The organism is Devosia sp. LjRoot16, from assembly GCF_964252795.1.
Lineage (GTDB): Bacteria > Pseudomonadota > Alphaproteobacteria > Rhizobiales > Devosiaceae > Devosia_A.
Window position 1 is genome coordinate 696,543 of record NZ_CAXUPH020000001.1, and the last position, 11,194, is coordinate 707,736.

The 11,194-nt window shown below is 65.9% G+C and carries 11 protein-coding genes; 2 read left to right on the forward strand and 9 right to left on the reverse strand.

All coding sequences use genetic code 11. The annotated features are described in order from the left end of the window. Positions 1 to 55: 55 nt before the first annotated feature. The 9 genes from ACSQ23_RS03300 to ACSQ23_RS03340 form a co-directional block, all read right to left on the reverse strand. Complete coding sequence (locus tag ACSQ23_RS03300) at positions 56 to 1,006, reverse strand: hypothetical protein (RefSeq protein WP_436089705.1); 951 nt, start codon at positions 1,004 to 1,006, stop codon at positions 56 to 58. A 250-nt stretch (positions 1,007 to 1,256) separates the two neighbouring features. Further along, positions 1,257 to 1,784: a hypothetical protein gene (locus ACSQ23_RS03305; RefSeq protein ID WP_436089706.1), complete on the reverse strand. Its 528-nt coding sequence runs from the start codon at positions 1,782 to 1,784 to the stop codon at positions 1,257 to 1,259. 17 nt (positions 1,785 to 1,801) lie between these two features. Then, positions 1,802 to 2,599: a hypothetical protein gene (locus ACSQ23_RS03310; protein ID WP_436089707.1), complete on the reverse strand. Its 798-nt coding sequence runs from the start codon at positions 2,597 to 2,599 to the stop codon at positions 1,802 to 1,804. A gap of 34 nt (positions 2,600 to 2,633) precedes the next feature. Continuing rightward, positions 2,634 to 3,656 (reverse strand): ABC transporter ATP-binding protein, encoded by a 1,023-nt coding sequence (locus ACSQ23_RS03315; RefSeq protein ID WP_436089708.1) that lies wholly within the window; start codon positions 3,654 to 3,656, stop codon positions 2,634 to 2,636. Positions 3,657 to 3,664: 8 nt separating this feature from the next. After that, positions 3,665 to 4,516 carry a carbohydrate ABC transporter permease gene (locus ACSQ23_RS03320; protein WP_436089709.1) on the reverse strand — a complete coding sequence of 284 codons (852 nt, stop codon included), beginning with the start codon at positions 4,514 to 4,516 and terminating at the stop codon, positions 3,665 to 3,667. A gap of 7 nt (positions 4,517 to 4,523) precedes the next feature. Beyond that, the gene (locus ACSQ23_RS03325; protein WP_436089710.1) at positions 4,524 to 5,393 is read right to left on the reverse strand and encodes a carbohydrate ABC transporter permease; all 870 of its coding nucleotides are present in this window, start codon (positions 5,391 to 5,393) and stop codon (positions 4,524 to 4,526) included. A gap of 68 nt (positions 5,394 to 5,461) precedes the next feature. Beyond that, on the reverse strand, positions 5,462 to 6,733 hold the full coding sequence (locus ACSQ23_RS03330; RefSeq protein WP_436089711.1) for an ABC transporter substrate-binding protein: 1,272 nt from the start codon (positions 6,731 to 6,733) through the stop codon (positions 5,462 to 5,464). 45 nt (positions 6,734 to 6,778) lie between these two features. Then, positions 6,779 to 7,954, reverse strand: coding sequence for an L-rhamnonate dehydratase (rhmD, locus tag ACSQ23_RS03335; protein WP_436089712.1), 1,176 nt, complete (start codon positions 7,952 to 7,954; stop codon positions 6,779 to 6,781). Positions 7,955 to 8,006: 52 nt separating this feature from the next. Continuing rightward, complete coding sequence (locus tag ACSQ23_RS03340; protein ID WP_436089713.1) at positions 8,007 to 8,777, reverse strand: SDR family NAD(P)-dependent oxidoreductase; 771 nt, start codon at positions 8,775 to 8,777, stop codon at positions 8,007 to 8,009. Positions 8,778 to 8,911: 134 nt separating this feature from the next. Between ACSQ23_RS03340 and ACSQ23_RS03345 the strand changes: the two genes are divergently transcribed. Both ACSQ23_RS03345 and ACSQ23_RS03350 read left to right on the forward strand, forming a co-directional pair. After that, positions 8,912 to 10,333, forward strand: a complete 1,422-nt coding sequence (locus ACSQ23_RS03345) for a hypothetical protein (protein ID WP_436089714.1) — start codon at positions 8,912 to 8,914, stop codon at positions 10,331 to 10,333. Further along, entirely contained in the window at positions 10,330 to 11,076 is a 747-nt protein-coding gene (locus ACSQ23_RS03350; RefSeq protein WP_436089715.1) for a FadR/GntR family transcriptional regulator, read from the forward strand. Before ACSQ23_RS03345 ends, ACSQ23_RS03350 begins: the two co-directional genes overlap by 4 nt. Positions 11,077 to 11,194 lie beyond the last annotated feature (118 nt).

Genomic DNA, 11,194 nt, shown 5'->3' on the forward strand with positions numbered 1-11,194 from the left:
TGGCGGACGCGATGCCTGCCGGCCCCGCCAGTATCGCTAGTGGCTTACCCACCCGCTAGTCCCGCAGCGCCTGCAGGTGCAGCGCCCCGACATTGCGCTCGCAACGGAGCACGCCGTCCTCGACCGTCAGCCTGGCCCAGTGAATGGTGCTGCGGCGGGCGCTCGGCGTATCCATCTCGTGCGTGTGGTCGGTGCCGGTATTGGGATGAGTGAAATAAACCAGCGCCGCCCAGCCATCCTGCACCACCACGTCGGCGTGGCGCGCCACCTGCCGATCCTCGGGGTCATCGCCGGGCACATCGAGGATCAGCCCCTGCCGCTCCCAGGTCCTGGCATCGTCGGAGCGGAACACCGCCTGCCCGCGCCACTCGTCGACGATCATCCAGGACTGACCACCGAGTTCGAACACATTTGGCCCCTCGTGCCCCCTGCCGCCGTGCCGTGAACCCGGAATGGCGATCCCCTCATCTGTCCAGGTGTAGAGGTCGGTGCTGATGGCGACCCCGGTGCATGACCCGTTGCCTTCGTCCTTGTACCAGAGCCGGTACAGCCCATCGGCACAGAGCGCGACCGCAGCGTCGATCACGAATTCCGACGCCAGTGGCAGCACCGAGCGGCGGGTCCAGTCGACGAGGTCGGGGCTGGTGAAGTGGACGATGCGGCGTGGGAAGCCGGGCCAGCGATCGGGCGTGCCGGTGATGTAGCTGAGGTACATATGGTACTCGCCACGCGCCCAGATCACCTCGGGCGCCCAGTGCGTGTTGAGCCCGGGATCTGAGGGATCGTCGAGGCCCGCAACAGTACCGCGATAGACCCAGGTGGCGCCGCCATCACTCGACCCCGCGATGCCGATCGGGCTGCCGTGTACCCACTCAACGCCCGACCCGACATGCGCCGCCCGACGCACGGTGTAGAACATCCACCACTCGTCGGTGCCTCGCCGGTTGATCACCACCGGATCGGCAGCACCATCGAAGATCGGATCGGCAAAGATCGGACGAGACATCGGCGAGCCCTCAACCGGCCATATCGGCACCGTGACGGGTAGTGCCGGAAATGCCGCCGGCCGTCGAGGGGGTGGAAGGTCGAAGACTCGACCTTGCCGACCTGCCTGCCAAAGCGGACGACGACAGCATCACTTGCGTCGTTCAGGTGATGACCAGAGGCGCCCAGCACTCACTGCGATGGATTGGCGTACCTAGTCCGGGGCCAGTGGCCCTTGACGTCCGCGGCGCAGGCGTCGCGGGGTCGGCCGGTCACGGCGCGCCGACCCCGTGCTCGACCAGTTCCCAGCACCCCGCGATCGGCTCGAACAGCAGGTAGCCGGGCGGACCGATGGTCTCGACGACGTCGCCGAGATCGTCTCCGCCCGACGAGTTGCCATCGTAGCGGACCGCCACGTAGTCGATGCGCCATTGGTTGCTCGGGCTCTGGTTGCGTTCCAACTGCAGGTGAACCAGTTCGGTGTGGGGATTGGCCTCCCAAGCCTGCATCGAGGCGCGGGAGATCCAGTAGTAGTCGAGCATGCCGATCGGGAAGTCGCGGTAACTTTGGCGCGGAACGGACGCTTTGACCCCGTCGACAATGACGGAGACGCTGTGGGCGCTGTAGCGGGCAACCACCGCGTCCGAAATGGCCATGGCCTGCAGCAGCGAGGAAAACTCCTGGTTGCTGCAGGCGTCCGCCGCCATCTGCAAGGCGTCCTGATCGTGCGCTGATTCAGCCGCAACTGGCGGAACTCCCAGCGCCGCGCCAAGCCCGACGACCAGGGCCAGGCCGGCCACTGGCCACAACCTGCCCATCAGCCGAGGCAGCTTTGCAGTTTGCGCTTGGCCTTGAGGCCGTCCTGCCACTCGACTTCGGCGACGGTCTTGCTGCCGACCGACAGCTTGAAGCTCTGCGTGTCTTCCATGCCGTCGAGTGCGGCTTCGATGCTCGGCACCGCGAGCGCGATAGCGCCCCAGGCATCCCCGGCCAGATGGTAGTTGAAGGCCTTGACCTTCTGCGGCGCGCCATCGGCCTGATCCAGTGTCACGCTGATGGTCTTTACCTCCGACGGCGTCGGAATGTTCGGGCCCCAGAATGTGATCAGGGCTCCCTGATAATCCCCGCCTGGCCCCGACAGCCGGACCATGCCATCGCCCTTCCAGTAGAAGGCAGCGCAGTACTCGCCCGGCGCCGCCCCGGCATTGTCCTGGAAGTAGTCCCAGCCGCCATTGCTGTAGCGCTCATAAGCCTTGCGGAACCCCGGATCCTTCAGCTTTTCGTCGAGCGCTGCCTGTTGTGCACTCACCGCGCTGGCAAAGCTCGCTGCCTCGTTGCTCAGCGAGCGGCCAGGGTCCTCGGCATAGGCCGAATAGTCGATATCGCCGCTGTAGTAGCCGCTGTCGTAGTAGTCGTCGCCGTAATATTCTTCCTCGCCGTAGTAGTCGCCATAGGCGTAGCTGGCCGAGATATCCACCATGCTCTGGTGGTGCTGCGCATTCATCGCGCAGATATTGGGCAGGTCCGAACAGGCCGCCGCCGGCCCGGCGAAAGCCAGGGCCGCCACGACAGCTCCGCCGAGCACAAAAACCCGGGTCAATTCACGTCGCTGCATAGATGCCTCCTGTTTTGGTTGGGCAATTGAATGGCTAGTCCAGCCGTGCGCCGTCGGCGGCGAACTGGTGCAGGTAGCCGGGATTTGGCGCAAGACCCACACGCTCGCCACGGCTGAGCATGACGTTGTCCGAGCGGCGGACATTCACCCTGGTGCCGTCGTCGAGCTCGACGAAGTAGTAGCTGTCGGCGCCCAGATGCTCGGTCAGCCCGACCGTTCCGTTGAACTGGCCGCTGCCGGAGGGACCAATGGCGATGTGCTCGGGCCGGATACCGATCCGTTCGGCGGCGTCGCCGACCACGAGGCCGGCCTGGCGCGCTGCCGCCGCGGTCACGATGTTCATGCGCGGCGAGCCGATGAAGGTCGCGACGAACAGGTTGCGCGGCCTCGAATAAAGCTCGAGCGGCGTGCCCACCTGCTCGATCCGGCCGGCGTTGAGCACGACGATCTTGTCGGCCATGGTCATCGCCTCGACCTGGTCGTGCGTCACGTAGATCATGGTGGCCGAGAGTTCCTCGTGCAGCTGCATCAGCTCGTGGCGCATCTGTACGCGCAGGTCCGCATCGAGGTTGCTCAGCGGCTCATCGAACAGGAACGCCTCGGGTTCGCGCACGATGGCGCGGCCGATGGCGACGCGCTGGCGCTGCCCGCCGGAGAGCTGGGCCGGGCGCCGATCGAGCAGATCCTCTATCCTCAGGATCCCGGCGACACGGGCGACGCGCTGGGCGATCTGCGGCTTGGGCTGGCGCGCCAGGCTGAGGCTGAAGCCGAGATTGTCGCGGACCGTCAGATGCGGATAGAGCGCGTAGGACTGGAACACCATGGCGATGCCGCGCTTCGAGGGCGGCATGCGGGTCACCTCCTCGCCGCCGATCGAGATGGAACCGTCGGAGATGGTCTCGAGGCCGGCGATGCAGCGCAGCAGCGTGGACTTGCCGCAGCCCGAGCGCCCGACAAACACCACGAACTCGCCGTCGGCGACATCGAGATCGATGCCCTTCAGCACTTCGACATTGCCGTAGGTCTTGTGCAAGGACCGGATGGAGATTGCCGACATGGAACGACTTAGCCTTTGACTGCGCCCAGGGAGACCCCGGCGACCAGATGACGTTGCATGAGCGCGGCGAAGACGATGCCGGGCAGCATGATGAGGATGGCCGCCACCGCGGCTTCGCCGAACAAAGTGCCGCGCACGCCGGTGGGCAGGAACAGCGCAACCGCCGCCGAAACCGGCCGGGCATTGGTGCCCGAGAGGATCGAGGCAAAGAGGAACTCGTTGACCGTGTAGATGTAGACGAACAGCGCCGTGCTCAGCAGGCCCGGCCAGATCTGCGGCACGGTCACGCGCCAGAATGCGCCGAGCCAGCTGGCACCATCCATGACGGCCGCTTCCTCGATCTCGCGCGAGGTGCCCTCGATGAAGCCGCGGATCATCCAGATCGAGAGCGGGATGTTGAAGGCGACGTTGATGGCGATCAGCGTCTCGAGCCGGTCGAGCATGCCGATATTGGAGGCAATGAGGAAAATCGGCAGCACCACCGCCACCGGCGGCATCATGCGCTGGCTGATGATGAAGAACGAAATGTCCTTACTGGCCCGCATCGGGTAGCGCGCCAGGGCGTAGGCGGCGAGGGTCGCCACCACCATGACGATAGCGACGGTGGCGGCGGCAATGATCAGGCTGTTCAGGTAGAACTTCAGGAAGTCGGAGGTGAACAGCACGCGCTCCCAGTGCTCCAGCGTCGGCTGGAACAGGAAGATCGGGTCCTTGGAGAGGATCGCGTTGTTCGGCTTCAGACTGGTCAGCAGCACCCAGAGCAGCGGGAAGCCGGCGAACAGCGTCATCAGCACGAGGATGCCGCCGACGGCGACACGCTGGCCGGGATGCAGCGGCCGGGAGGATGGGGATGCACTCATCGCCGCCTCACGCCTTGCGGCCGAGCTGGCGGATCAAGAGGGCGGCGATCACCGTCAGGACGATGACGAACAGGTAGCTCAGCGCCGAGGCGTAGCCCATTTCCATATAGGGAAGTCCCTTGCGGTAGATGTAGAGCGAGACCACCTCGGTCGAGGCCGAGGGGCCGCCATTGGTCATCACGAAGATCGAGTCGAAGGTCTTGAACGAGTCGATCAGCCGGATCAGCGTGGTGATCAGGATGAGCGGCATCAGCATCGGGATCGCCAGCCTGGCGAGGCTCTGCAGTGGGGTTGCGCCGTCGATCTCGCCGGCTTCCATGACCTCCTTGGGCAGGTTCAGGATGCCGGCCAACAGGATGATGGTGAAGAACGGCGTCCACTGCCAGACGTCGGCGACGATCACCGCGATACGTGCCGTCAGCGGGTGCTGCAGCCAGATCGGCCCGGCGATCCCTAGCTTCGCAAGCAGACCGTTAACCACCGAGTAGTCCGGCTGGAACATCAGCAGCCACAGGATGCCGACGACCACCGGCGTCACCATCATCGGAAACATCAGGAGGATGGTCAGCGGGCCGCGCGCATAGACCACCCGGGCGAGGCAGAGCGCCGTGACGAAGCCGAGCACCAGCTGCGTGCCGGTGGAGGTGAAGGCGAAGATGAAGGTGAAGAGCGCGCTGTCGCGGAAGGCCGGGTCGCCGAACGCCGTCAGGTAGTTCTTGAACCCCACCCACACGCCGTCGAGCATGATCAGGTTGTAGTCGGTAAAACTGGTCGTGAGCGAGAAGAGCAGCGGATAGACCACCATGGCGACGAGGATCGCCATGGCCGGCATGAGCAGCAGATAGGGGAACAGCCGGGACCAAAGACTAGCGCGCATGCGGCCTCATTTCTGCGATGAACCAGGGGCCGGGCCCCTGGTTCGGTGGTGGCGGAGAGCAGTGAGGCTCAAGGCTGCCAGATGCCGAAGCGGACGGCGATGGCTTCGACGTCGGACTGCAGCTGCGCCAGCGCCGCCTCGGGTGTCGCCTGGCCGGTCATCACGGCGTTCTGCGCATCGGCCAGTTCCTGGAGGATCTGCAGGTTCGGCGTGACTTTGGGGAAGTTGAACGGCTGGCCTTCGACCAGGGCGAGGAAGCCCTTATAGGCGGGGTACTTGTCATTGGCCGGATCGGAGAGAATCGAGGTGCGGATCGAAGGCGTGAGCGGGACCAGCGCACGCTCCATGTCGGGCGAGACGATCCACTTGAGGAACTCGAACGCCGCTTCCGGATTCTTCGAGTCGCGCGACACCTGCACCGACCAGCCGCCATTGGTGGCGCGGCCGCCTGGCATCGGCGCGATGGCCCACTTGCCGACGATCTGTGAATTGGCCGCATCGCCGAAGAAGTTATCGCCCGAGTCCCAGAACACGGTCATCGCCGCCTGGCCCTGCTTGAACGCGGTCTGCGCCTCGTCGAAGCTGTAGGACGGCGAGCCCTCCACGGCGTGGGCGGACAGCGCCTTCAGCATGGTCATGGCGGCGAGGCCGGATTCGGTGTTGAGCGTCGGCTTGCCGGCGTCGTCGAAGTAGTTGCCGCCATAGGCGCCCCAGATGTTCTGGAACGTCGAGGCGCCCTGGATGTCGGCCTTGCCCATCAGCACCAGGCCGCGCATCTCCGGCCCGTGCTTCTCGTCGACCGCCTTGGCGATCGCCAGCACCTCGTCCCAGGTGGTGGGGACGGCATAGCCCTCGGCCTCGAAGATATCCTTACGGTAGTAGAAGTTCATGCCGCCCACATGGGTCGGCACGCCGTAATAGCGCCCCTTGTACATCATGTGGGAGTCCTGGATGGAGGGGTGGATATCGTCCAGTTCCATCTCGGCGGCGTCGCGCTTCACCCAGTCGGTGAGATCGACCATGAAGCCCTTTTCGTCGAACAGCGCCATATCCGGCACGTGCATCTGCACCACGTCGTATTCGCCGGTCTTGCCGGCCGAGGCGGTGAGGATCTTGTTGAACAGGCCATCGAAGCCATAGGTATCGATGGTCACCTTGATGCCGGTCAGCGCCTCGAACTCGGCCAGCCGGTCGCGGAACGCCCATTCGCGCGGCTCGTCGATCATGGCGACCTTCAGCTCGACCCCGGCGAAGGGCTTGTCCTGTCCCATCGCCGGAGCGAGCGCCAGCAAGGCGACGCCGGCGGCGACGGCACTCAGCAGATTGCGTCTCTGAATCACGTTTCTCTCTCCCTTTGTGGGCCCGCTTTGGCGGGCCGTTCTGCCTCAGTCGGCCTCGACCAGTTTCGCCGAGGGATTCAGCTCGAGCCCGAAACCTGGCGCGTCGGTGACGTCGACACGACCGTTCTCGGGCACGGGTTCATTGGTGAACAGCGCGCCGAAGCTGGGCAGCACGGCGGTGCCGTCGGGGCTGTTGGCGACATATTCGCTGAAGGGCGCGTTGGTCTGCGACAGCACATAGTGGTAGCTGTAGGGCCCGCTGCCATGCGGCACCACCGGCAGGTCGTAAGCCGCCGCATGCGCCGAAATCCGCAGCAGTTCGGTGAGGCCGCCGACCCACATCACGTCGGGCTGCAGGATATCGACATTGCGCTGCTCGATCAGCTTGCGGAAGCCATAGCGCGAGTACTCGTGCTCGCCGGTGGTCCAGCGGAGCTTGGGGTGGGCGCGCTTCAGCAGTGCAAAACCATCGAAATCGTCGGGGTGCAGGACCTCTTCCCACCAATGGATGTTGAGATGCGCAGCGGCTTCGGCGATCTCGATCGCGTAGGGCACGTCGAACGCCATGTAGCAATCGACCATCAGCGGGAAATCGGGGCCGATGGCCTCGCGATGGCGGGTCAGAAACTCGATATTGGCGCGGAGGCCCTCCCGGCCGCTGGCCGGACCGTAGGGGATCGGCACCTTGCCGCCGAAGAAGCCAAGTTTCTGCGCGGCGTCGGGCCGCGGGCCGGTGCAGTAGAGCTCCACCGCCTCCTTGGTGCGCCCGCCGATCAGCTTGTAGACCGGCTCGCCGCGGAGCTTGCCCAACAAATCCCACAGCGCCAGGTCAACGACGCTGATCGTCGCCAGCGCGATGCCCTTGCGGCCATAGGGCATCGAGGCGCGGAACATCTGGTCCCAGATGCGGTTGATGTCGCGCGGGTCGGCGCCCCTGAGGAAGCGGCTGAAATGGTGGTTGATCAGCCAGCAGGCCGGCGGACCGCCGAAGCCGGTGCCACGGCCGACCTGGCCATCCTCGGTTTCGACCTCGACGACGATCGAGCCCATGACGCCGATGCCCCAGCTGGTGCGGGTCTTGCGGTATTCCGGATAGCCGGACATCGGGTTGGCGATGACGCTGTCGATCAGCCAGTGACCGCCCTCCTGACGGAAATAGTCGCCGCCGCCGGCGCCATCGAGCAGGTAGGTGCGGATCGCCACGATCTTGGGCGCGGTCATTGCCTGGTCCTCATTCGATTGTGCGCCGGCCAGCGAGCCGCCGACGAGAAGGTCATTGCAGGTTCACGAACATGCCGCCGTCGACCAGCAGCGCGGCGCCGGTGACGTAGCGCGCCATGTCGGAGGCGAGAAACACCACGCACTCGGCGACGTCGTCGGGGCGGCCGAGGCGGCCGAGCGGGATGCGTTTTTCGAACGCCGCCCGCTTGTCGTCGGCTTCGAGATCGGCGCGGTTGAGATCGGTCAGGATGGCGCCCGGCAGCACCGAATTGCAGCGCACGCCGAAGGCTCCGAGGGCAATCGCGGCGGATTGCATCAGCGAGTGCACCCCGGCCTTGGTCGGCGTGTAGTGAGTCTGGGTGGCGCCGCCGACCAGCGCACTGATCGAACTGGTGGCGACGATCGCGCCGCCCCTGCCCTGCGCCTGCATCTGCCGCGCCGCGGCCTGCACCACGTAGAAGGCGCCATGGAGGTTAACCGCCATGGTGCGCTCGAGCAGCGCCGGCGGCAGGTCGAGGAAGCTGTGAAACGGGCAGATGCCGGCATTGCTGGCCAGCACGTCGACGCCGCCGAAGGCCGCCACGGTGCGCTCGATCAGCGTGATCGAGGTTTCGGGCAGCGCGATATCGCCTTCTACCACGATCGCCCGGCGGCCGGTGGCCTCGACCAGCGCCACCACCTGATCGGCAGCCCGGGCCTCGTCAGCACCAGGCGCGCAGTTGATGGCGACGTCAGCGCCATGGCGGCCGGCCAGGGCGGCAATCGCGGCGCCAATGCCCCGCGAACCGCCCGTCACCAGCACGACTTTTCCCTCAAGCAGCATGCCCGTCCTCCTGACCCATATTCATCAACATGGAAACTTGTAAGTCAAGTTGCTTTGTTGCTAGCTTGCGAAGCATTCAAGTGATTGCCCCGAGCCGGGGCGCGCTGTAAGGCTGAAACGACGGGGAGAGACGGATGACCGACGACGCAGCGCCACGGCCAAGGATCGGCACCATGGCGGTTGGCCTCACGAGCTACTGGGACCAGTTCGCCGGCATGAAGGATGCAGTGCTGGACGCGCACCGACGCCTCTGCGCGCTGGTCTCGCCGCATGGCCAGCTGGTCGAGGCGGGCCTCGTCGACAACGCCGCGTCGGCACGCATAGCCGGCGACACGTTTCAGCGTGAGGATGTCGACCTGGTGTTCGTCCAGCTCGCCACCTATGCGAACTCCGAGACCTTGCTGCCGGCGATCCGAGCGTTGGATGTGCCGGTGGTGCTGCTGAACGTCCAGCCGCAGCGCAAGCTCGACATGGCCCGGGTCACCGGCATCGGCGACTGGCTGGCGAGCGGGGTGACCCCCTCGTCATTGCCGGAAATGACCAATGTGCTGATCCGCCTCGGCAAGCGTTTCGACGTGCTCACCGGGCACCTCGACAATGACCTCGAGCTGGCGGACAGCCTCGCCACCTGGTGCAGGCTGGCGGCGCTCTGCCGCCGCTTACGCACCCAGTCGATCGGCCTGCTGGGGCGACCGTTTGCCGGCATGATGGACCTCAACATCGACGAGACCCACCTGTTCAAGCAGCTGGGCAGCTTCGTCGACCACCGGCACTGGGACGAGCTGGTAGCTGAAATGGACGCGGTGACATCAGCCGAGCAGGCCGCCGGGGTCGCCGAACTGCGCCGGATCTTTCCGGCCTCGGGTTCGTTGAGCGAGGCCGAGTTCGCGGCAGCCGGCAGCGTGACGGCCGCCGTGCAGCGCTTCGTCGGGCGGCACAATCTCTGCGCCATCTCCAGCCACTATGACGGCCCGGTGCAGGGCCGGCACGCCGAGCTGCTGGCCGCGCTCAATCCTGCCTTGTCGGTATTGAACGCGGCGGGCATCGCTTGCCCGGTCGAGGCCGATATCAAGGTGGCCGTGGCCATGCTGCTGCTCAAGACGCTGGGCGGCAGCGCCACCCTCGCCGAGCTCTACTCGATGGATTTCGACGACGATGTGGTGATCATCGGCCATAGCGGCGCCGGCGATCCGGCGATCTCACGCGAGCCGGCGCGCCTCGCCATGTCCGAGGTGTTCCACGGCAAATCCGGCAAGGGCTACCTGACGCAGTTCTTTCCCGGCCCGGGCCCCGTTACCCTGTTGTCGATGACGCAGGGGGCCGATGGGGATTTCCAGCTGGTGGCGGCGGAAGGGGAGATCGTCCCCGGCCCGACGCTGCAGCTGGGCGACACCAACGCCCGGGTCCGCTTCCCGCAGGGGCTGCGCCGCTTCGTCAACGAATGGAGCCGCCCCGGCCCGACCCATCACGGCGTCCTGGGCTACGGCCACCACGCCGAAGGCCTGCGGGCCGCCTCGATCGCCCTCAACCTGCCGCTACAGATGGTGACACCATGACCGACAGCGCCGTTGCCTCGCTGAGCAAGGGGGCGCCGCTCGCCCGCAAACCTGCCGCGGAACTGGTGGTCGAGCGCCTGCTCGAGCTGATCTATGCCGGCAGCCTCAAGGCGGGCGACACCCTGCCCACCGAGCAGGAAATCGGCGCGGCGCTGCAAGTCAGCCGGCCGGTGGTGCGCGAAGCGCTGCGCGGCCTCCAGATTCTCGGCGTCGTCGAGACGCGGCAGGGCGGGCGCTGTTCGGTCACCGACCTGAAGCCGGAGCGGCTGGCGGCGCCGGTGCAGATGCTCATCGCGCTCGACGAGCGCAACATCGATTCGCTCTACGAAGCCCGCATGGCGGTCGAGGGAGAACTCCTCGCGCTGGGGGCGCTGCGGGCCACCGACGAGGCGATCCTCCACCTCGACCACATGGTCCGCGAAGGCTACCGACTGATCGCCGACCCGGTGGCCTTTCGGGTGCTCGACCTCGAATTCCACCAGACCCTGCTCGCGCTTGCCGGCAATCCGTTCCTCGAACGAACCGCCCGATCCTTCTACCACGCCGGAACCGAGTTCAGACGCATCGCCTCCGAGACGCCAGGAGTGCTGGAAAACAGCGCCAGGGAGCACGAACGGATCGTCACCGCGGTGACCGCGCACAACCCACAGCAGGCCAGGCTCGCCATGCGGGACCACCTGTCGAGCATCGCCGCGACGACAGCCAACGCAATGAAGAGCGTTGCGACGACGCGGGGTGATTGAGGGGGGGCGTTTTTCAAAGCTCTTTGAGAGTGTGACGCACCCGCCCGATGCACTAAGTCTGCTCGCAGCGTACTCAACGGCGACCATCCCGGGGTGGCACGCACATGGTCGTGTGTTT